At 69.5% G+C, this 20,235-nt stretch carries 19 protein-coding genes; 13 read left to right on the forward strand and 6 right to left on the reverse strand.

Going from position 1 to position 20,235, the window contains the following annotated elements; all coding sequences use genetic code 11:
* Positions 1-88 precede the first annotated feature (88 nt).
* Together RWQ91_RS04865 and sufU are read left to right on the forward strand one after the other, a co-directional pair.
* Entirely contained in the window at positions 89-1,381 is a 1,293-nt protein-coding gene (locus tag RWQ91_RS04865; RefSeq protein WP_399546059.1) for an aminotransferase class V-fold PLP-dependent enzyme, read from the forward strand.
* Entirely contained in the window at positions 1,378-1,836 is a 459-nt protein-coding gene (gene sufU, locus RWQ91_RS04870; RefSeq protein ID WP_314503099.1) for a Fe-S cluster assembly sulfur transfer protein SufU, read from the forward strand. Before RWQ91_RS04865 ends, sufU begins: the two co-directional genes overlap by 4 nt.
* A gap of 106 nt (positions 1,837-1,942) precedes the next feature.
* On the opposite strand, the gene RWQ91_RS04875 is transcribed toward sufU, so the two are convergent.
* Positions 1,943-2,923 (reverse strand): SRPBCC family protein, encoded by a 981-nt coding sequence (locus RWQ91_RS04875; protein WP_314503101.1) that lies wholly within the window; start codon positions 2,921-2,923, stop codon positions 1,943-1,945.
* 2 nt (positions 2,924-2,925) lie between these two features.
* A complete protein-coding gene (locus tag RWQ91_RS04880; RefSeq protein ID WP_314503103.1) occupies positions 2,926-3,315 on the reverse strand; it encodes a metalloregulator ArsR/SmtB family transcription factor in 390 nt (129 codons plus the stop codon).
* Positions 3,316-3,536: 221 nt separating this feature from the next.
* Here RWQ91_RS04880 and purL point away from each other — a divergent pair, with 221 nt between their 5' ends.
* The 4 genes from purL to RWQ91_RS04900 all read left to right on the forward strand — a co-directional run bounded on the left by purL (position 3,537) and on the right by RWQ91_RS04900 (position 7,993).
* Positions 3,537-5,882 carry a phosphoribosylformylglycinamidine synthase subunit PurL gene (gene purL / locus RWQ91_RS04885; RefSeq protein ID WP_314503105.1) on the forward strand — a complete coding sequence of 782 codons (2,346 nt, stop codon included), beginning with the start codon at positions 3,537-3,539 and terminating at the stop codon, positions 5,880-5,882.
* Positions 5,883-5,892: 10 nt separating this feature from the next.
* On the forward strand, positions 5,893-6,024 hold the full coding sequence (locus tag RWQ91_RS04890) for a hypothetical protein (RefSeq protein WP_314503107.1): 132 nt from the start codon (positions 5,893-5,895) through the stop codon (positions 6,022-6,024).
* Positions 6,025-6,232: 208 nt separating this feature from the next.
* Entirely contained in the window at positions 6,233-7,072 is an 840-nt protein-coding gene (locus tag RWQ91_RS04895; RefSeq protein WP_314503109.1) for a hypothetical protein, read from the forward strand.
* A 9-nt stretch (positions 7,073-7,081) separates the two neighbouring features.
* Positions 7,082-7,993, forward strand: a complete 912-nt coding sequence (locus tag RWQ91_RS04900) for a hypothetical protein (protein WP_314503111.1) — start codon at positions 7,082-7,084, stop codon at positions 7,991-7,993.
* Between the two features lie 27 nt (positions 7,994-8,020).
* On the opposite strand, the gene RWQ91_RS04905 is transcribed toward RWQ91_RS04900, so the two are convergent.
* Both RWQ91_RS04905 and RWQ91_RS04910 read right to left on the reverse strand, forming a co-directional pair.
* Positions 8,021-9,109 (reverse strand): ATP-binding protein, encoded by a 1,089-nt coding sequence (locus RWQ91_RS04905; protein ID WP_314503113.1) that lies wholly within the window; start codon positions 9,107-9,109, stop codon positions 8,021-8,023.
* A 22-nt stretch (positions 9,110-9,131) separates the two neighbouring features.
* Positions 9,132-9,455, reverse strand: coding sequence for a chorismate mutase (locus tag RWQ91_RS04910; protein WP_399545904.1), 324 nt, complete (start codon positions 9,453-9,455; stop codon positions 9,132-9,134).
* Positions 9,456-9,570: 115 nt separating this feature from the next.
* Between RWQ91_RS04910 and RWQ91_RS04915 the strand changes: the two genes are divergently transcribed.
* The gene (locus tag RWQ91_RS04915) at positions 9,571-10,761 is read left to right on the forward strand and encodes an AI-2E family transporter (protein ID WP_314503115.1); all 1,191 of its coding nucleotides are present in this window, start codon (positions 9,571-9,573) and stop codon (positions 10,759-10,761) included.
* On the opposite strand, the gene RWQ91_RS04920 is transcribed toward RWQ91_RS04915, so the two are convergent.
* Positions 10,758-12,017, reverse strand: a complete 1,260-nt coding sequence (locus tag RWQ91_RS04920; protein WP_314503116.1) for a beta-propeller fold lactonase family protein — start codon at positions 12,015-12,017, stop codon at positions 10,758-10,760. The two genes, RWQ91_RS04915 and RWQ91_RS04920, sit on opposite strands and share 4 nt — an antisense overlap.
* A gap of 76 nt (positions 12,018-12,093) precedes the next feature.
* Entirely contained in the window at positions 12,094-13,380 is a 1,287-nt protein-coding gene (locus tag RWQ91_RS04925; RefSeq protein ID WP_314503118.1) for an adenylosuccinate synthase, read from the reverse strand.
* 119 nt (positions 13,381-13,499) lie between these two features.
* Between RWQ91_RS04925 and RWQ91_RS04930 the strand changes: the two genes are divergently transcribed.
* From RWQ91_RS04930 to RWQ91_RS04955, 6 genes are all read left to right on the forward strand, one after another.
* Positions 13,500-14,195, forward strand: coding sequence for a Pr6Pr family membrane protein (locus tag RWQ91_RS04930; RefSeq protein ID WP_314503119.1), 696 nt, complete (start codon positions 13,500-13,502; stop codon positions 14,193-14,195).
* Between the two features lie 130 nt (positions 14,196-14,325).
* Positions 14,326-15,060 carry a Pr6Pr family membrane protein gene (locus tag RWQ91_RS04935; protein WP_314503121.1) on the forward strand — a complete coding sequence of 245 codons (735 nt, stop codon included), beginning with the start codon at positions 14,326-14,328 and terminating at the stop codon, positions 15,058-15,060.
* Positions 15,061-15,153: 93 nt separating this feature from the next.
* Complete coding sequence (gene argG, locus RWQ91_RS04940) at positions 15,154-16,596, forward strand: argininosuccinate synthase (RefSeq protein ID WP_314503123.1); 1,443 nt, start codon at positions 15,154-15,156, stop codon at positions 16,594-16,596.
* A 43-nt stretch (positions 16,597-16,639) separates the two neighbouring features.
* Complete coding sequence (locus RWQ91_RS04945) at positions 16,640-16,975, forward strand: metalloregulator ArsR/SmtB family transcription factor (protein WP_314503125.1); 336 nt, start codon at positions 16,640-16,642, stop codon at positions 16,973-16,975.
* Positions 16,972-17,457: an SRPBCC domain-containing protein gene (locus RWQ91_RS04950; protein WP_314503127.1), complete on the forward strand. Its 486-nt coding sequence runs from the start codon at positions 16,972-16,974 to the stop codon at positions 17,455-17,457. Before RWQ91_RS04945 ends, RWQ91_RS04950 begins: the two co-directional genes overlap by 4 nt.
* A gap of 168 nt (positions 17,458-17,625) precedes the next feature.
* Positions 17,626-20,232 carry a penicillin acylase family protein gene (locus tag RWQ91_RS04955; RefSeq protein ID WP_314503129.1) on the forward strand — a complete coding sequence of 869 codons (2,607 nt, stop codon included), beginning with the start codon at positions 17,626-17,628 and terminating at the stop codon, positions 20,230-20,232.
* Positions 20,233-20,235: the final 3 nt, after the last annotated feature.

Below are 20,235 nucleotides of genomic sequence, written 5' to 3' on the forward strand. Positions count from 1 at the left end.
GTCGGCGAAGCGGGCACCGTCTGGATGCCGATGCCTGGCGTGGGCGGCCGACCCGGCCGGCGAACCCGCGGCGTAGCCTGGAGAGGTGATCCCCTCGACCGAGACCGCGACGACGTTGGACGTGCAGGCGCTGCGCGCGGACTTCCCGATCCTGAGCCGCACGGTCGACGGCCACCCGCTCGTCTACCTCGACTCCGCCGCCACGAGCCAGAAGCCGCGCGCCGTCATCGACGCCGAGGTCGCCTTCCTGACCAGCGAGAACGCCGCCGTGCACCGCGGCGCGCACACCCTCGCCGCCGAGGCCACCGAGCTGTTCGAGGACGCGCGGGCGACGGTCGCCGGCTTCGTCGGCGCCGCCCCCGAGCAGCTCGTGTGGACCAGCGGCGCGACCGCGGGGCTGAACCTGGTCGCCTACGCGATCGGCAACGCGACGCTGGGCCGCGGCGCTCCCGCGAGCGCCCGTTTCGCCCTGGCCCCGGGCGACGAGATCGTGGTCACCCAGAGCGAGCACCACGCGAACCTCGTGCCGTGGCAGGAACTGGCCGCCCGCACCGGTGCCGTGCTGCGCCACATCCGCGTGCACGATGACGGCCGGCTGGATCTGGATGCCGCGGCATCCCTCATCGGCCCACGCACGCGCATCGTCGCCTTTCCGCACGTGTCGAACGTGCTGGGCATCGTCAATCCCGTCGAGGAGATCGTCGCGCTGGCCCACGCGGTGGGTGCGGTCACCGTGCTGGACGCGTGCCAGTCCGCGCCGCACCTGCCGCTCGATCTGCCCGCTCTCGGGGTCGACCTCGCGGTCTTCTCGGGCCACAAGATGCTCGGCCCGTACGGCATCGGAGGACTCTACGGTCGCGCCGACGTGCTCGAGGCGCTGCCGCCCTTCCTGACCGGCGGCTCGATGATCACGACGGTCGGGCTCGACCGCAGCGAGTACCTGCCACCCCCGCAGCGGTTCGAAGCAGGCACCCAGCCCGTGTCGCAGGCGATCGGGCTCGCGGCCGCGGTGCAGTACCTCGGTGCGGTCGGCATGGATGCCGTGCACGCCCACGAGCGGGCACTCGAGAGGCGCCTGCGCGATGGCCTGCGCGCGCTCGAGGGGGTGCGGCTGCTGGGCGATGCCCCGGAGCCGGTTGAGCGCGTCGGCCTTGCGGCGTTCGCGCTGGACGGCGTGCACGCGCACGACGTCGGGCAGTTCCTGGACTCGCGCGGCATCGCGGTGCGCGTCGGACACCACTGCGCGGCCCCCCTGCACGCGCGCTTCGGGCTCACGGCATCCGTCCGGGCGTCGACGGCGCTCTACAACACGGCCGACGAGGTCGAGGCATTCCTCGACGCCCTCGCCCAGGTGCGCCGGTTCTTCGGGGTCGGCGCATGAGCGGGCTCGAGTCGCTGTACCAGGAGCTGATCCTCGAGCACGCCAAGCGCCCCGTGGGCAAGGGGATCCTCGCGGCGGAGGGCGCGACGGCGACCTCCCACCAGCGCAACCCCATCTGCGGCGACGAGATCACCCTGCAGGTGCGCATGAATCCCGACGACACGGTGCGAGACGTCACCTGGGACGGCGCCGGCTGCTCGATCTCGCAGGCCTCGGCCTCGATGCTCTCGGTGCTGGTCGAGGACCGTGAGGCCGGGATGCCGCGGGCCGAGGCGACCGCCCTGATCGACGGCTTCCGCACGGCGCTCCGCTCGCGCGGGACGATCCCGATAGACGAAGAGACGTACGGCGACGCCGAGGCGCTCAGCGGGGTGTCGAAGTACACGGCACGGGTGAAGTGCGCGATGCTCGCGTGGGTGGCATTCGAGGACGCGCTGGCCCGCGCGTCCGCCTGACCCCCCTTCACCGTGAGACGACAACGGCACGTCGAGACCGTGGGGTCCACCCATCGTCTCGACGTGCCGTTGTCGTCTCAGCGTCGGGAGGGCGCTGAGACCGGAGTCAGACCGTTGCGAGGACGGACTCGAGGCGCTGGTAGCTGGTCTCCATGCCATCGGTCATGCCGGTCGCCAGGACCATGTCGCGCGTCTGGCTGTCGGGGTACGCGATGAGCAGCGTGATGAGCGTCGTGCCGTCCTCCTCGTACAACGACATGTCGTTCAGCGTCGACGGGAAGTCCGTGCCGGTCATGTGCTCGGTCGTCACCGCGCGCACGGGCGCCTCCGACAGCAGCGTCATGCCGTCGAACCCGAACGGCTCGCCCGGTGCGCCGTCGACCGGCTCCCACGCGTAGCGGTACGCACCGCCGACGCTCGGATCCACCTCGCACACGGTCATGCGCCATCCATCGGGGCCGAGCAGCCACTGCGTCATGAGCTCGGGCTCGGTGTGCGCGCGCCAGACGAGCTCGCGCGGCCCGTCGATGAGCCGCGTGATGCGCACGTGCGTGTCATCGAGGATCTCCGTCTGCGTGCCCTTGCCGGCGGCATAGGCGCGCAGCCCCTCGAGCACACGATCGAGCTGGCCGATCGCGAGGGTGGAGCCTTCGACGCCGCCCATCGCCACGATCTTCTCGAGCGCCTCGGCGGAGTCGAAGTAGGTCGTGTTCCGCAGGCGCGCGCCCGTCTCGGTCGGCTCGAACGAGAAGACCATCCGCGAGGTCGGCATATCCGACAGGACGCGCCCGTCGGCGTCGGCGAACGAGTCCAGCGCGGTGAACGAGCGCGGTCCGTCGATCGCGAGGAACTCCCACACCCCGTGATACTGCTCGCCCTTCGGGCTCGTCATCCGGTACCGAGCCCGGCCGCCCACGGAGAGGTCGAACTCGGTGAAGGTGGCGGGGTACCCGGGAGGGCCCCAGAACCGCTCGAGCTGGCGAGGATCGGTGAACGCTCCCCAGAGGCGGTCGACGGATGCCGCCACCTCGGCGGTCAGCGTCATGGTGAGCGCTTCGGGGTCGGTTGTGACGTCGGTGACAGGCATTGTCAGTCCCTTTCGGTATCGGTTCGTTCGTCGGTGGAGGGGTCGTTCGGGGGTGCCGGAGGCTCGGCCAGCAGGGCATCGAGGCGGTCGACGCGAGCGCGCCACAGGTCCTCGAAGCGCGCGAGCAGCACGCGGGCGCGGGCGATCATCTCGGGGTCCGCCCGAACCAGGCGCTCGCGGCCCTCGGCGCGCTTGACGATGAGGCCGGCCTCCTCCAGCACGGCGACGTGCTTCTGCACCGCGGCGAAGGACATGTCGTAATCCCGCGCCAGCGCGGAGACCGAGTGCTCGGCCGCGATCGTGCGCCGGAGGATGTCGCGGCGCGTGGCGGCGGCCAGCGCGTGGAAGACGCGGTCGATGCGTTCATCACTGAGCTCCATTTGTGCAACCATTTGGTTGTACGTTACGCCCGCTCTCGGCATCCGTCAACCCTTCTCCCCCGTGAAACGACATCTGCACGTCGAGACCACGGGGTAACCCCGCAGTCTGGACGTGCAGATGTCGTCTCAGCGATCCAGGGGCGTCGAGGCCCCAGCCGAGGCGCCACGATGCGGATGCCGTGCCCAACTAGACTGGGACCGTCCGGCGTCCCCGATTCCTGGAGCTGAGCCGCGTGACCAACCCCTCCCAGAATTCCTCGGTTCGTGCCGCGGCCGATACGGTCCGCAACGCCGCCGAGACGCCCGAGCGGGAGCAGCCCTACGGCGCCCTCGGCCTCAAGGCCGACGAGTACGAGCAGATCAAGACGATCCTCGGCCGCCGCCCCACGAGCGGCGAACTGGCGATGTACTCGGTCATGTGGTCGGAGCACTGCTCCTACAAGTCCAGCAAGATCTACCTGCGCCAGTTCGGCGAGAAGGTCTCGGACGAGATGAAGACCCGCCTCATGGTCGGCATGGGCCAGAACGCCGGCGTCGTCGACATCGGCGAGGGCTGGGCGGTCACTTTCAAGGTCGAATCGCACAACCACCCGAGCTACATCGAGCCGTTCCAGGGAGCAGCGACCGGCGTCGGCGGCATCGTCCGCGACATCATCTCTATGGGCGCCCGCCCCGTCGCGGTCATGGACCAGCTGCGCTTCGGCGCGATCGACAACCCCGACACCGCGCGGGTCGTGCACGGAGTCGTGAGCGGCATCTCGTTCTACGGCAACTGCCTGGGCCTGCCCAACATCGGCGGCGAGACCGTGTTCGACGCGGTCTACCAGGGCAACCCGCTGGTCAACGCCCTCGCGGTCGGCGTCATGCGCCACGAGGACATCAAGCTGGCGAACGCGACCGGAGCCGGCAACCAGGTCGTGCTCTTCGGCGCGCGCACCGGCGGCGACGGCATCGGCGGGGCCAGCATCCTCGCGTCGGACACGTTCGCCGACGGCGGCCCGACCAAGCGTCCCGCCGTGCAGGTCGGTGACCCGTTCGCCGAGAAGGTGCTCATCGAGTGCTGCCTCGAGCTGTACCGCGACGACCTGGTCGAGGCTATCCAGGATCTCGGCGCCGCCGGCATCTCGTGCGCCACGAGCGAGCTGGCCGCCAACGGCGGCAGCGGGATGCGGGTCGACCTCGAGAAGGTCCTGCTGCGGGACCCGTCGCTCACGCCCGAGGAGATCCTCATGAGCGAGAGCCAGGAGCGCATGATGGCCATCGTCGCGCCCGGGAAGCTCGACGCGTTCCTCGAGGTCGTGCGCAAGTGGGATGTCGAGACCAGCGTGCTCGGAGAGGTGACCGGCGACGGACGCCTGGTGATCCAGTGGCACGGCGAGGTCATCGTCGACGTCGACCCGAGCACCGTGGCCGTCGACGGCCCGGTCTACGAGCGCCCGGTGGCGTACCCGACCTGGATCGACGCGCTGCGCGACGACTCCGCGAGCGCGCTGCCGCGATCGGATGACCCCGACGCCCTGCGGCGCCAGTTCGTTCAGCTGGTCGCGAGCCCGAACCTGGCGGACACGTCATGGGTCACGAACCAGTACGACTACTACGTCATGGGCAACACCGCCCTGTCCTTCCCCGACGACGCCGGCATGATCCGCGTGGACGAGAACTCCGGCCTCGGCTTCGCGATCGCGACGGACTGCAACGGACGCTTCTGCCAGCTCGACCCGTACGAGGGCGCGAAGCTGGCACTTGCCGAGGCCTACCGCAACGTCGCGGTCACCGGCGCGGAGCCGACCGCGGTCACCGACTGCCTCAACTTCGGCAGCCCCGAGAACCCCGAGGTCATGTGGCAGTTCTCGCAGGCGGTCGCGGGTCTGGCCGACGGATGCCTCGAGCTGGGCATCCCGGTCACCGGTGGCAACGTCAGCTTCTACAACCAGACCGGCGATCAGCCGATCTTCCCGACACCGGTCGTCGGCGTCCTCGGCATCATCGACGACGTCGCGCGCCGCGTCCCCAGCGGCTGGCAGGACCCGGGCGAGAACATCTACTTGCTGGGCGTGACCGCCACCGAGCTGAGCGGTTCGGCGTGGGCCGGCACCGTGCACGAGCACCTCGGCGGCCGCCCGCCTGCGGTGGACCTCGGCAACGAGAAGAAGCTCGCCGATCTGCTGCACGCCGCCGCCCAGCAGTCGCTGGTCTCCTCGGCCCACGACCTCTCGTCGGGCGGCCTCGCTCAGGCGCTGGCCGAGGGCGTGCTGCGCTTCGGCGTCGGCGCCCGGGTCTGGCTGCGCGAGATCATGGAGCGTGACGGGGTGGATGCGGCCACCGCACTGTTCTCGGAATCGACGGGGCGCGTCATCGTGACCGTGCCCCGCGAAGACGACGTCAAGTTCCGCGGACTGTGCGACGGACGGGGCTACCCCGTGCTGCGCATCGGCGTGAGCGATGCGCCCGGAGACGGAGGCGAGTCCGCGCTCGAGGTGCAGGATCTGTTCACGCTCTCGGTGTCCGAACTGCGGGGCCTGTCGACCTCGACCCTGCCCGACGCCTTCGGCGAAACCGTCGTCGAGCTGTATCAGTAAGCTCATTCCCATGGCAGAAGACGAGTACGGCGACTACAACGACCAGCGACAGCGACGGGTCAAGATCGTCGCGTGGGTCGTCATCGTCTCGCTGATCCTCGTCGGCGGCGGCGCCACCGTACTCGCCCTCATCTTCGGCTGACGCCGCAGGCGACACCCGAAGCGGTTGTCGAGTAGCGCGCAGCGCGTATCGAGACACGGCTGACGCCGCAGGCGACACCCGAAGCGGTTGTCGAGTAGCGCGCAGCACGTATCGAGACACGGGTAGCGCACCGGCAACACGGGTCGACGCACCTGCGAGTGCGCTGACCACCCGCATGCGCCGGCCCCGCGGCGGTTAGCATGGGCGGGTGGAGATGATCCTCCTGTTCGTCGAGACCTGGTGGTGGGCGGCGCCCGCCGCCGCCGGGGCCGGGGCCGCGACGTACGCCGGTGTGACCGCCAGGGGTCGCCGTGCGCGGAGACTCGAACTGGATGCCGCTCGGCGCGAGGTGGCGTTCGCCTCACGGGCGCTCCTGGCCGCCCGCGCCCGGGTGCGCGATGCGCAGGCGAACGTTCTCGCGGCCCGCGCGGCCTCCCGTACCGCCGCTCTGGGCGGCGCGATCCTCGGCACGCCCGCGACGATCGAGGCCCGACGCCAGCTCCTGGAGGCCAAGCACGCGCAGAAGTCCGCCGCCCTCGTCCTGAGGGCGCGCCGGGTGCGGGTCAAGGCGTTCACCGCGCAGTACCACGCGGCGACCCCCTCCGATCCCCTGCCGGTCGAGCGTCTGTTCGCCGCGCAGGACGCGGTCGTGGCGCGCTGGATGGAGTACGAGACCGACATCGCCAAGGCTCTCGCGTACCCGCAGCTGACCGATTCGCGCCAGCCCGCGACCCTGGCGTTCCTTCGGGCCTACCGCGAGGCGCAGAGCCTGCGGCCGGCCTCCGCGCGCGATCGCATCCCTCCCGAGCGCTTCCTGGCCTACCGCGACGCGGTCCGCACCCTCGAGGCGACCTTCGAGGAGGCGGAGCGACAGGCCGGCGCAGCGCAGGCGCTGCCCGCCGCGCCGCGAGCCGCCCCCTGGTCGGTGCCGGCATGGCTGCCCCTGCTGCTGCCCGACGGCGTGATGCCCGACATCCGCTTCCCGAGCACGGATGTGCCGCGCGGCGGCGCACCGCGCACGGAACGCCCGTCCGCGGCCGCCGGTTAGATTGAGACTGTGGAACCCTTCTTCTCGTTCCTCGGCGGCTACTGGTGGCTCGTCTTCCCGTTGATGGGTGTGATGGGCGGCGTCGGCAGCGCCTGGGAGCGCGGCGCCCGCCGTCGCCACAAGCGGCGGCTCGAGGTTCTGCACGCCAAGGCGGAGCTGAAGGCCGCCCAGGCCGGCGCGCGGGCGGTGGGGGCGGCATCCCTTCCCCCGATCGAAACCGCCACCGCGGCGACCGCCCAACGGCCGGCCGCAACGACACAGGGCACGCAGCTCGAACGGCTCTTCGCGTCGCACGACGCCGTGACCGCCCGCTGGCTGGACTATGAACTCGACGTCGCCAAGCTCATCGCCTTCCCCGCGATGAGCGACGGGCGCCAGCCCCTGACCGCGGCCTTCCTGCGCGCGAAGCGGGTGGCGGACGGCCTGCGGCCGGCATCCGCGAAGGCCCGCCTCACGAAGGATCAGCTGAGCGAGTACCGAAACGCCGTCGCCGACTACGAGGTGGCCTTCGACGTGGCCGAGCGCGATGCGCGCCGCCTGAAGGACTCCTCGTTCACGACGATCGAGCGCAAGCGCCTCGACACCGCCAAGCAGCTGCTGACGATCGCGATCGACGAGGCCGCCACCCCCGCCGAGAGGCAGGTCGCCTACCGCCGCGTGCGCGAAGAGCTCGACGGGCTCATCTCGCTGTCCGACGAGGCGATCGAGGTCCTCGAGGCGAAAGTCTCGCTCGAGCTCACCACGGGGCCGGTCCCGGCGGAATCCGCCACGGGCCAGATCCCGCAGACGACGGCACCGGATGCCGCGCCCCCGCGCGACCGGCCGGCCGGCCCGCCCGCGCAGCCGGCACCGTGGCCGGTCCCGGCCCGCAGCTCCGACACGGCTCCCGGCCGCGTGATCCGGCCGAAGACCCACCCCTGACGCGGGCAGGAGGGCCGGTGGCTGCGGTCAGCGCAGCGGCACCTTCACGTCACTGCCGCCCTCGTGGGTGAGCCGCGCGCCCATCTGCACCAGGCTCGGCTGGTCGACGAAACCGCCCGCGAACAGCGCCTGACCCTGCGTGAACGCCGGCGAGCGCTCGAGCAGCGACTCCGGGGCGTAGCCGAAGACCTCGGAGAGGTCGGCGAGGTCGCGCGGCGAGCTCATGCGCATGAGCGCCAGGTTGTCGCACTGCGACAGCGCGTTCGGGTGCACCTTCGACGGGCGCTGCGTCGAGAGCAGGAGCCACAGGCCGTACTTGCGTCCCTCCGCGGCGATCTGGACGATGCGCTCCGTGAGCAGCTTCTCCACCGGGGTCGCCGGCTCGGGGGTGCACAGGTTGTGCGCCTCGTCGATCACGATGAGCCGGCCGATGCGCTGCTCGCGGTTCTCCCACAGGTGATCCAGCACGGCGAGGGCGGCGGCCCGCGACTCCGCCTGCGTGGCGAATCCTCCGAGATCCACGACGGTGGCGTCCGGCAGCTCGTCGATCTCGTCGGTGATGCTGCGCTCACCCCACGCCCACAGCTTCCACTCGGCCACGCCGAGGTTCTCCAGCCGCATGGCGAGCTCATGACGGATGCGGTCGGGGTGGGACCGCATGAACCCGACGAGGTCGTGATCCTCGATCAGCGAGATGTCGGTCTCCATACGCAGCATGGTGTTGTAGTCGTCGGGGTTGAGCACCGGATCGATCTGCAGGATCGCGGCCCGCGAGCGCAGCGGCATCTGCAGGAAGCGGGTGCGCAGCGGGTCGCCCGCCCCGGTGGTCGAGTGACGGACGCGGATGTCCCGCGTCCGCAGCTCCGCAGCCTCCGCCTCGGGAGCGTCATCGCGGATCTCACCGAGCTTGACGAAGTCCGAGTTCGGGTCGAAGATCACCAGCGGAAGCCGGGTGTGGAGCATGATCTGCTCGAGGGCGACCCCGAGGGCATAGGTCTTGCCGGAGCCGCTCTGCCCGCACCAGAACGTGTGCCGGTTCATCCTGGAGGCCAGCAGGCGCGCGGGTGCGGCGCTCTCCGATTCGAGCAGAGTGCCGATCGTCAGTTCGTTGGCCATGAGTCCTCCAGGTGGGTGCGGGTCAGCGCTCTTCGGCCGCTTCGACGTGGTGACGGATGACCTCCGCGACGACGAAGGAGAACCACTTCTGGGCGAACTCGGGGTCGAGATCGGCATCCACGGCTAGAGCGCGCAGACGGGCGAGCTGCTGCTCCTCGCGCGCGGGATCGGATGCGGGCATGCCGTGCTCGGCCTTGAGCACGCCGACCTGCTTGGTCGCACGGAAGCGCTCGGCCAGGAGGTAGACCAGCGCGGCATCGATGTTGTCGATGCTGCCGCGGAGTCGATGCAGGGTCGCGAGCGCATCGGCGTCGTGCGTGCCGGGCTCGGACATGGGATCGGTCATGGTGTTCCTCCTCGCTCCCCGACGATACCGCCCGCATTGCCGCACCGCGGGACCGCGCACATTCATACCCGCGGGGTGACTGCCGCGCGCGAGCCCGGGCCCTAGAGTGTGAGCCATGACCGATGGCACCCCCTCGCCCGAGCCCCTCGCGGCCCGTCCCGCAGCCGGAACGGATGCCGCGGTGGCGGTCACCTCGTCCTCTCCGGCTGAGACCCTCTCCGACGCGACGGTCTCCAGCGACGAGGGCGGACGCCCCTTCTGGGCCCGCCTGGACAGCCCGTTCACCGTAGGCCTGCTGCTGACCCTGGGCGGACTCACGGCCCTGCTGCTCGGCATCGCGCTGACCAACATCGCCACCGTGATCGTCTACATCGCCCTCGCCGCCTTCGCTTCGCTCGGTCTGGATCCGGTGCTCAAGTGGTTCGAACGGCACAACGTCAAACGGGGCTGGGCGATTGCGATCGTGTTCCTCATCCTGGGCGTGATCGGGGTCGGACTGCTGTGGCTCGTGGTCCCCACGCTGATCGCGCAGATCGGCGAGTTCATCAGCGGGATCCCGGCGACGATCACCAACTTCGAGAAGACGGACACCTACGCGTGGCTGGAGGGCATCTTCGGCCCCGGCCTGACGACCCTCGTGAACGACCTCGAGACGTTCATCACCAACCCCGCGAACATCGCCGCCATCTCGGGCGGTCTCCTGAAGGTCGGCGTGGGAATCGCCACCGCGATCTCGGGCGCCCTGATCGTGGTCGTCCTGACGCTGTACTTCGTCGCCTCCCTGCCGGCGATCAAGGAGTCGATGATGCAGTTCGCGCCGGCCCGGAACCGGCCGAAGGTGCGCGACATGACCAACCAGATCACGGAGTCCGTCGGCGGCTACCTCATGGGGATGGTCATCCTGGCGTTCTTCAACTCGGTCGTCGCGTTCACGCTGCACCTGTTGCTGGGGCTCCCTTACCCGCTGCTGATGGGCGTGCTCGCCTTCTCGATCACGATCATCCCGCTCGTCGGACCCGTGCTGTACTGGATCTTCGCCAGCGTGCTGGCGCTGTTCACGAGTCCCCTCTCCGCCCTCATCTTCGCGATCTGCTACCTGATCTACATCCAGATCGAGGCGTACGTGATCACACCGAAGGTCATGTCGAAGGCGATTTCGATCCCCGGCTCGCTCGTGGTGATCGGCGCCCTCATCGGGGGCACCCTGCTGGGCTTGATCGGGGCGCTCGTGGCGGTGCCCGTGACGGCCTCGATCCTGCTGATCATCAAACAGGTCTTCATCCCACGGCAGGACGCCAAGATCTAGGGCGTCGCTGCCAGCAGGCACGTCGGGGTCGGCACCTCCACGCGGTGGCGCACCCGCCCCGGCACACCCGTGCGCGCATCGAGCGCGAGGGAGACGACCTCGTCGGAACGCTGCCCTGCCACCAGCAGGGTGTCGCGCACCACGAGGTGGTGCCGCGGCCACTGCGCCCCGGCATCCACGAGCGCGACCGGTGCCAGTGCGTCGCCCGCGCCCCTGACCCGCACCGTGGCGATCGTGTTGCTGCCTCGGACGCCCGCATAGAGGAAGTCCCCGTCCCGGGATGCCGCGATCTCAGCCGCGGTGTCGTCCTCGAGCATCCCGCGCCCGAGCGATGTGCCCGCCACGATGCGCCAGCGCCCGCTCGCGTCGGCGGCGAGCGCGAAGACCTCACGGCTCAGCTCGGTCACCACGTAGAGGTGGCCGCTCGGGTGCCACACCATGTGCCGAGGTCCGCTGCCGCGTGGCAGCACGACCTCCTGAGCCGGACGCAGCTCCGCGTCGGCCGATCGCCAGAAGCGGACGAGATCCCAGCCCATGTCGGTGGTGGCGACGAGTCCGCCGGGCAGGAAGAGAGCCTGGTGGGCGTGGGAGACGCGGGATGCCGCATCCTCGGCCGCCACGACCTGATCGCTCACCGCCGCCGGGGCGTCGTAGTCCGGCACGAGATTGCCGTAGGCCTCGCCGGCCGCGGCGCGCAGTGCCCGCGCAGCATCGGCGAGATCGGCGCCGCGGCTGAGGTCGACGCCGGTGCTGAGGTCGGCGTTCCGGCGCGGGTCGACGCTTCCGGACAGGTCGACGGCGCCGCTGAACTCAGCCGGTTCGGCGTCAGCGGCGTACGGATCGGCGGTCGCCGCGGCGACGACGGGCGCGGAGAGCCGGCCGCCGGCATCCACGGCCATTCGCACCACCCGGCCGTCGCCCCAGCAGCTCGCGACGAGGGAACCCCCGCCGGGGGCCACCGCGATGTGGCAGACCGCGTCACCCGCGGGGACCGGTGGACCCAGCGGCTCGAAGGTCAGCTCGCCGGTGCGGCGATACGCGCGAACGGTGCCGGCGTCCTCCAAGGCGGCGTAGAGCACGTCGAGTGCGGGATGCGCGCTCACCCACGACGGCGAAGCGTCGGCCGCCACAGCGTCGCCCGCGAAGTTCAGCTGACCCCCGGCGAGGATGTCATCGGCAGTGCCCGCGTGGAGGATGCCGATCCCCGTCGCGTTGCCCTGCGAGCGCGCCGTGTAGCCGCCGGTCCAGAACCGCATCAGCGGGTTCCGTCCGTTGAATCCGGTCCCTGAGCCTGTCGAAGGGCGCGGTCCCTGAGCCTGTCGAAGGGCCGCATCAGTCCACGAGGTCGTGTCGCACGATCACCGCATCGCGGGACGCGCCGACGCCGATCACCGAGATGCGGGTTCCGCTCATGCGCTCGAGCGCCAGGACGTAGTCCTGCGCGGCCGCCGGCAGCTCCTCGAATGTCCGCGCGCCCGAGATGTCCTCCTGCCAGCCGGGGAAGTACTCCAGGATCGGCGTGGCGTGGTGGAAGTCGGACTGGTTCACCGGCACCTCGTCGAACCGGGTGCCTTCGACCTCGTACGCGACGCACACCGGAATCTCGTCGAGACCCGTCAGGATGTCCAGCTTGGTCAGCACGAGGTCGGTGATGCCGTTGATGCGGGTGGCGTACCGGGTGATGGGAGCGTCGTACCAGCCCACGCGGCGCGGGCGTCCTGTCGTGGTGCCGAACTCGAATCCGCGCGAGCGCAGCCACTCGCCCTGCTCGTCGAACAGCTCGGTCGGGAACGGACCGGAGCCGACGCGTGTCGTGTACGCCTTCACGATCCCGACGATCCGGTCGAGGCGGTTGGGCCCGACGCCGGCGCCGGTCGCCGCGCCGCCCGCGGTGGCGGATGAGGAGGTCACGAACGGGTATGTGCCGTGATCGATGTCGAGCATGGTGGCCTGCCCGCCCTCGAACACGACGACCTCGCCGGCATCCAGAGCGTCGTTGAGCAGCAGCGACGTGTCGCACACCATGTCGCGCAGCCGCGGGGCGTACGAGAGCAGGTCCTCGACGATCTCGTCGACCGTGATCGCGCGGCGGTTGAAGACCTTCACGAGCAGGTGGTTCTTCTGATCGAGCGCGCCCTCGACCTTCTGGCGCAGGATGTTCTCGTCGAACAGATCCTGCAGGCGGATCCCGACACGGTTGATCTTGTCCGCATACGCGGGTCCGATGCCGCGGCCGGTGGTGCCGATCATGCGCTTTCCGAGAAAGCGCTCCGTCACCTTGTCGAGGGTGCGGTGGTACTGCGTGATCACGTGCGCGTTCGCGCTGATCTTCAGGCGACTGGTGTCGAGTCCGCGCGCGTTCAGAGCTTCGAGCTCGGCGAAGAGCACCTCGAGGTCGACGACGACGCCGTTGCCGATGACGGGCGTGACGCCCGGAGAGAGGATGCCGGAGGGCAGCAGGTGCAGCGCATACTTCTCGTCGCCGATCACGACGGTGTGGCCGGCGTTGTTGCCGCCGTTGAACTTGACGACGACATCGGTGCGATCACCGAGGAGGTCCGTCGCCTTGCCCTTGCCCTCATCCCCCCACTGGACTCCGACGATCACGATGGCGGGCATATTCACTCCTCGGGAAGGATCCGACGGTACACCCCATCCTATCGGGGAGCGCCGCGCGCACCCGGAGTGCGCACCCCGCCGCGGATCCTGCCGGTGTGTGCCGCCGATAGTGTGGCCCCATGCTGCGCTCCCCCGCCTGGTCGTCCCTCTGGTCCGTGCTGCGCCTGGCGATGGCCGTCTTCCTCGCGGCAGCCATCATCGCCCAATTGGCCCAGTCGATCAGCGGGGCGATCGCCAACGGGCGCGACGTGCTGACGATCATCACCAACTTCTTCAGCTTCTTCACCATCCTCTCCAACACCGCGGCCGCGGTGATCCTCGCGGTCGCCGGCATCTGGTACTTCGCACGAGGTCGCACGGCCACGTCGGAACCGGCGTGGCTCGCGTTCGCCCTGGCATCGGTGACGACGTACATGGTCGTCACCGGCATCGTCTACAACATCCTCCTGCGCGGGATCGCGCTCGAGCCCGGGTCGATCGTCGCCTGGTCGAACGAGGCGCTGCACCTCATCGGGCCGCTGTTCCTGCTGGTGGACCTGTTCGTCGGCCCGCTGCGCCGTGCCCTTCCGTGGCGTGCCGTGCTGGGCATCGTGATCTTCCCGCTCGTGTGGGTGGCGTACACGCTGCTGCGCGCGCCGTTCATCATCAATCCGGGCAACGGCGACCCGTACTGGTACCCGTACCCCTTCCTGAATCCGAACGGTTCCGGAGGCTGGGGCTCAGTCGCGATCTACGTCGTGATCATCGCCGTCGCCATCATCGCGGTGGCTTCGGTCGTGGTGGGGGTCGGTCGTCGCCGCGGAGCTCTTTTGTAGAAGAGCCACAACCTTTCTGTCCCCCATTTGGGCTACTTCCCGGTTTCGGGCGCCAACGTTTGTGACGTACTGTGCGCGCCAGCACTACTTCTAATGTCATGGGGATGATCCATAGGGAAAGGTCATCGAAATGCGTTGGTCGTGGTTCAGGATCGCTGCGGCGGTCATAGCACTCTCCGGCATCGTCGCCGGATTCATCGTCAACATCGATCGTGCCTCGCGGGAGAAGCAGGACCTCGAGCTCGTGCTCGCGAACTACTTCAGCCTGTTCACGATCATCTCGTCGCTGTTGAGCGTCATCGCGCTCGTGGCGGCCGCCACCTGGGCGCAGCGGCACCCGGGAACCTCGCGGGAGCCGCTGGGCATCGCCCTGGCACTCGCCGCCGTCGCCGGTCCCGTGCTTCTGCTGGGCATCGTCTACAACCTGCTGCTGCGCGGCGCTCCGACCGGGATCGCTCTGGGCGACACGGCGGGGATCCGGCTGCTGGACTCCTACGCGGTCGAGGTCCTGCACGTGGCGCTGCCGATCTACTTCATCCTCGATCTGCTCTGGGCGCCGCGACGACGCGGTCTGCCCTGGTGGTCGCTGGTGACGTTCCTGGGGTACCCCATCGTGTGGATCGCGTACACGATGGTGCGCGGGCTGCGGGTCTCCAACCCCGACGGCAGCACGTCGTGGTGGTACCCGTACCCGTTCCTGGACCCGCACAACGCGGGGTACGGATCGGCGTTCACCTACATCGCGGTGATGCTGGTCGCGTTCGTGGCGATCGGGGCCGTGATCGTCGAGATCGGACGGTTCCGCGAGCGGCGGGCAGCTGTGCGCGGGGGCGCTGCGCCCGCCTCGGGAGTGCTGCACGTCTGAGATTCATCGCACGCGATGCCGGGCCGGATCTGCGGCCCGGCATCGTCGCGTGAGCGGACAGGGGGCGCGATGCCGCCTCAGTAGACTCGGAGCATGTCGAAGGTCCTGCAGTCCCTCCCCGTCGGCGAGCGCGTCGGCATCGCCTTCTCCGGAGGATTGGACACCTCCGTCGCCGTCGCGTGGATGCGCGACAAGGGGGCGATCCCCTGCACCTACACGGGGGATCTGGGTCAGCCCGACGAAGACGACATCGACGCGATCCCCGGTCGCGCCCTCGAGTACGGCGCGGAGATCTCCCGGCTGATCGACTGCAAGACGGCACTGGTCGAGGAAGGGCTGGGCGCCCTCGCCTGCGGCGCGTTCCACATCCGTTCCGGCGGCAAGACCTACTTCAACACGACGCCGCTGGGCCGTGCGGTGACCGGCACGATGCTCGTGCGGGCCATGAAGGAGGACGGCGTCGACATCTGGGGCGACGGTTCGACCTACAAGGGCAACGACATCGAGCGGTTCTACCGCTACGGGCTGCTGGCGAACCCGCGCCTGCGCATCTACAAGCCGTGGCTCGATGCGGACTTCGTCACCGAGCTCGGCGGACGCTCCGAGATGTCGGCGTGGCTCGTCGAGCACGGCTTCCCCTACCGCGACAGCGCCGAGAAGGCGTACTCGACCGACGCGAACATCTGGGGTGCGACGCATGAGGCCAAGACGCTCGAGCATCTGAACGTCTCGCTCGAGACCGTCGAACCCATCATGGGCGTCAAGTTCTGGGATCCCGCGGTGGAGATCGCCGCGGAGGACGTGTCGGTGACCTTCGAGCTCGGCCGCCCCGTGGCGCTCAACGGCGTCGAGTACAGCGATCCGGTGGAGCTCGTCCACGAGGCCAACCGCATCGGCGGGCGCCACGGGCTGGGGATGAGCGATCAGATCGAGAACCGCATCATCGAGGCCAAGAGCCGCGGCATCTACGAGGCTCCCGCAATGGCGCTGCTGTTCATCGCCTACGAGCGCCTGGTGAACGGCATCCTCAACGAGGACACGCTCGCGACCTATCACGAGCAGGGGCGTCGCCTCGGCCGCCTGATGTACGAGGGGCGCTGGCTCGAGCCGCAGTCGCTCATGCTCCGCGAGTCGATCCAGAAGTGGGTCGGCTCCACGATCAACGGCACGGTCACGCTGCGGCTCCGGCGCGGAGAGGATTACACCATCCTCGACACGACCAGCCCGAACCTCTCGTACGGACCGGACAAGCTGTCGATGGAGCGCGTCGGCGACGCGGCGTTCGGTCCCATCGACCGCATCGGCCAGCTCACGATGCGCAACCTCGACATCGCGGATTCGCGGTCGCGCCTGGAGCAGTACGCCGGTCTCGGCCTCATCGGTGGAGCGACCGGCGCCCTCGTCGGCCGGCTCACCTCGGGTGAGGCGGACGAGATCACCGAGCACGCCGACCACTACTCGGCCGAGCGCGAGCAGCTCGCCGACGCCGTGGACGAGGCATCCGAGTCGGCGTCGTTCGATTTCGGCGCGGACTGACGCGATAACTTGCACAAGAGCGTAATTGCGCTAGTCTGCAAGTATGGATGATCTGCTGAGCGAGACCTTCTCTGCCCTCGCCGACCCCACGCGTCGCGGCATCATCGTGCGCTTGTCCCGCGGTGAGGCCACGGTCTCCGAGCTTGCGGAGCCGTTCGACCTCACCCTGCCGACGGTGTCGCGCCACATCGCGAGCCTCGAGCGCGCGGGTCTGGTGCGCAAGAGCAGGCGTGGTCAGGAGCGCACGTGCTCACTCGAGACCGATCGGCTGCGAGAAGCAGAGGACTGGATCGCCCAGTACCGCGACTTCTTCGAGAGCCGCTTCGACGCGCTGTCGCGCCAGCTCACCGTGCAGGTGCAGGCCGAGGAGGAGAAATGACGCCCGAAAGCCGTCGTATCGTCGTTACCCGGGAATTCGCCGTCCCGCGCGCGGTCGTCTTCCGCGCCTGGACGGTGCCGTCGGAACTGGAATGGTTCCTCAACCCCGAGCAGCCGCGGCCCGACCAGCCGATCGAAGTCGACCTGAGAGTGGGGGGCGCGTGGACGGTCCCCATGGCGATCGATGAAGACACTTCCTACACGACCGGTGGCATCTACCTCGAGATCGTGCCGGACGAACGGATCGTCTTCGCATGGGGCGCCGAAAACGGCTGGCCCGAACTGGACCGCGCCAACCTGGAGGCAGGGCCGGTCGCCACTCTCGTGTTCGAGGACCTCGACGCTGATCCCTCCGCGTGCCGGGCGACGATGACGCTTGCTCTGCCCGAGAGCATGGCCGACCACGAGGCGCGCGAGTGGCTTGCGAAGGGCATCGGCGGCGGTTGGCGGATGACCCTCGAGCGGTTGTCGCTGCCCGGCTGACGCGGACCTGCGCACGAACCTCCGCCACGGCGCGCACGGGCGGCCGCGTGCAGCTCTCGCGGCGTCTCGGGTTACGATTCCTGACGGTGCCCGCGCGACCCGAAGACGCGGAACCGAGGTTCGCGGTGCATGAGACCGCGTCTCCCGCTCCACTCGAAAGCCCCTTCAATGTCGAAGCCCATCACCGCACCGAACCGGACAGCGGAAGGCGAGCGCCGCCCCCGCCGGTCGATCGGACGCACCATCGGAATCACGGCCTTCGGCATCGTCGCCGGCGTGACGGTGATCGCGCTCATCGCCGCCGGTTTCGTCGTGTTCACGATCCAGCGCTCGTTCCCGCAGGTCGAAGGCACGGTCGCCGTGGAGGGTCTGGGGAGGGACGTGCAGGTGCAGCGCGACGCGCAGGGGATCCCGACGATCTCGGCCGCCGACACGGACGACCTGTTCTTCGCGCAGGGATTCGTCCACGCTCAGGACCGTTTCTGGGAGATGGACTTCCGTCGGCACGTGACCAGCGGGCGCCTGTCCGAGCTGTTCGGCGAATCGCAGCTGCCGACCGACAGGTTCCTGCGGACTCTGGGCTGGCGCGAGGTCGCCGCGCAGGAGGTGAAGGCGCTCGACCCGACGACCGCGTCGTACTACGAGGCATACGCGGCCGGTGTGAACGCCTACCTCGCCGATCACCAGGGCGCCGATGCGTCCTTCGAGTACGCGGTCCTGGGTCTGCAGAACGCCGACTACCGGATCGAGCCGTGGACGCCCGAGGACTCCGTGGCGTGGCTCAAGGCGATGGCGTGGGATCTGCGCACCAACATCGAGGATGAGACCGAGCGCGCCATCCTCGCCGCCGATTTCACCGTCGAGCAGATCGACGAGCTGTACCCCGACTATCCCTTCGACCGCAATCCGGTGATCGTTCCGACGCTGACGGCGATCCAGCCGGCCGGCATCGCCGCCGACGGCGGCGCGCAGATGACGACCGCCTCGGTCGCGTGGGACGAGGTCGACGGCGTGGTCGAGGCGGTCAGCGCCCTCGTGGGCGACGCCGGCGAAGGGATCGGATCCAACTCGTGGGCCGTCTCCGGCGATCTCACCGCGAGCGGGATGCCGCTGCTGGCCAACGATCCGCACCTCGGCGCAGCGCTGCCGAGCGTCTGGCACCAGGTCGGTCTGAGATGCCGGACGATCACGGCCAACTGCCCCTTCGACGTGTCGGGCTTCAGCTTCTCGGGCCTGCCCGGTGTGGTGATCGGCCACAACGACCGCATCGCGTGGGGCTTCACCAACCTCACCACCGATGTGACCGATCTGTACCTCGAGAAGATCCAGGACGACCAGTACTGGCGCGACGGGGCTCTCGTGCCGCTCGAGGAACGCACCGAGACCATCCGGGTCGCCGGCGGCGAGGATGAGACGCTGCGCATCCGCTCGACGGCCAACGGCCCGATCGTGTCGGGCCTGACGGCGGACTTCGACAAGATCGCGGATGATCCCTTCAGCGGGACGGGCGGGTCGGTCGCCGTGCCGACGGACGCGCCCGAGGGCGAGTACGCGGTGACGCTGAAGTGGACCGCGCTGGAGCCCGGCACGACGGCATCCGCGATCTTCGCCCTCAACGTGGCGCAGGACTTCGACGACTTCCGCGCGGCGGCGGAGCTTTTCGATGTCCCGGCGCAGAACCTGCTCTACGCCGACGTCGACGGGAACATCGGGTACCAGACACCCGGCAAGCTGCCGATCCGCGGTGCCGGCGACGGCTCGCTGCCCCAGCCCGGCTGGGATTCGGCCTACGCCTGGCAGGGATACATCCCGTTCGAGGAGCTGCCCACCTCGCTCAACCCGCCCGAGGGCTACATCGTCACCGCCAACAACGCGATCGTCCCCGCGAGCTACCCCTACTTCCTGACGCGCGACTGGGACTACGGCTGGCGCGCCGCACGGATCGTCGACCTGATCGAGCGCAAAGCCGCAGCCGGCAAGCTCTCGGTCGACGACCTGCGGGAGATCCAGGCCGACAGCGAGTTCGCGATGGGCAAGGCTCTGGCCTCGGCATACATGGACGTCTCGACGGACCGCAAGGGACCCGACGCCGCGCTGGACATGCTGCGCGCGTGGGACGCCCAGAACGCGGCCGACTCGGATGCCGCCGCCTTCGCGAACGTGCTGTGGGACGAGCTCGTGCTCGATCTGTTCGTGACCGGTCGCGAGCACGCGGCGCCCGTCACCGGCCAGGGCCGACTGTTCCTCGTGGTCGGCGGGCTGCTCGACGACCCCGACTCCGAGTGGTGGACCAACGCGGAGCTGGGCGTGCGCGGACGCGATGAGATGCTCGCCTACGCCGCGAGCGAGGCCTACGACCGGCTCGTTCAGCTGCAGGGCGAGAACCCCGCGCGATGGAACTGGGGGGCGCTGCACGCCCTGCCGCTGGAGAGCGCGACGTTCGGATCCTCCGGCATCGCCCCTATCGAGTTGCTGTTCAACCGCGGACCGTATCCGGTCGGCGGCGGCTCATCTGTCGTCGACGCCACGGGGTGGCAGATCGGTCAGGGCTTCGAGACGATCACGGTGCCGTCGATGCGCATGGTCGTCGACCTGTCGGACTTCGACGCGTCGGGATGGAACCACCTCACCGGAGCGAGCGGACACACCTTCCACCCGAACTACGTCGACCAGACGCCGGCGTGGCAGCGCGCGGAGCTCACGCCGTGGGCGTTCAGCGACTCGGCGGTGGACGCGGCCACGACCCACACCCTGACGCTGACCCCGGCCGACTGAGGT

It is taken from the genome of uncultured Microbacterium sp., assembly GCF_963524805.1.
GTDB lineage: Bacteria > Actinomycetota > Actinomycetes > Actinomycetales > Microbacteriaceae > Microbacterium.

Excerpts from the sequence above, each read along its gene's own strand:
- sufU (WP_314503099.1), top strand. The coding sequence starts at position 1,378 with ATGAGCGGGCTCGAGTCGCTGTACCAGGAGCTGATCCTCGAGCACGCC.
- RWQ91_RS04875 (WP_314503101.1), bottom strand. The coding sequence starts at position 2,923 with ATGCCTGTCACCGACGTCACAACCGACCCCGAAGCGCTCACCATGACG.
- RWQ91_RS04880 (WP_314503103.1), bottom strand. The coding sequence starts at position 3,315 with ATGGTTGCACAAATGGAGCTCAGTGATGAACGCATCGACCGCGTCTTC.
- RWQ91_RS04890 (WP_314503107.1), top strand. The coding sequence starts at position 5,893 with ATGGCAGAAGACGAGTACGGCGACTACAACGACCAGCGACAGCGACGG.
- RWQ91_RS04905 (WP_314503113.1), bottom strand. The coding sequence starts at position 9,109 with ATGGCCAACGAACTGACGATCGGCACTCTGCTCGAATCGGAGAGCGCC.
- RWQ91_RS04910 (WP_399545904.1), bottom strand. The coding sequence starts at position 9,455 with ATGACCGATCCCATGTCCGAGCCCGGCACGCACGACGCCGATGCGCTC.
- RWQ91_RS04915 (WP_314503115.1), top strand. The coding sequence starts at position 9,571 with ATGACCGATGGCACCCCCTCGCCCGAGCCCCTCGCGGCCCGTCCCGCA.
- RWQ91_RS04920 (WP_314503116.1), bottom strand. The coding sequence starts at position 12,017 with ATGCGGTTCTGGACCGGCGGCTACACGGCGCGCTCGCAGGGCAACGCG.
- RWQ91_RS04925 (WP_314503118.1), bottom strand. The coding sequence starts at position 13,380 with ATGCCCGCCATCGTGATCGTCGGAGTCCAGTGGGGGGATGAGGGCAAG.
- RWQ91_RS04930 (WP_314503119.1), top strand. The coding sequence starts at position 13,500 with ATGCTGCGCTCCCCCGCCTGGTCGTCCCTCTGGTCCGTGCTGCGCCTG.
- RWQ91_RS04935 (WP_314503121.1), top strand. The coding sequence starts at position 14,326 with ATGCGTTGGTCGTGGTTCAGGATCGCTGCGGCGGTCATAGCACTCTCC.
- argG (WP_314503123.1), top strand. The coding sequence starts at position 15,154 with ATGTCGAAGGTCCTGCAGTCCCTCCCCGTCGGCGAGCGCGTCGGCATC.
- RWQ91_RS04945 (WP_314503125.1), top strand. The coding sequence starts at position 16,640 with ATGGATGATCTGCTGAGCGAGACCTTCTCTGCCCTCGCCGACCCCACG.
- RWQ91_RS04950 (WP_314503127.1), top strand. The coding sequence starts at position 16,972 with ATGACGCCCGAAAGCCGTCGTATCGTCGTTACCCGGGAATTCGCCGTC.
- RWQ91_RS04955 (WP_314503129.1), top strand. The coding sequence starts at position 17,626 with ATGTCGAAGCCCATCACCGCACCGAACCGGACAGCGGAAGGCGAGCGC.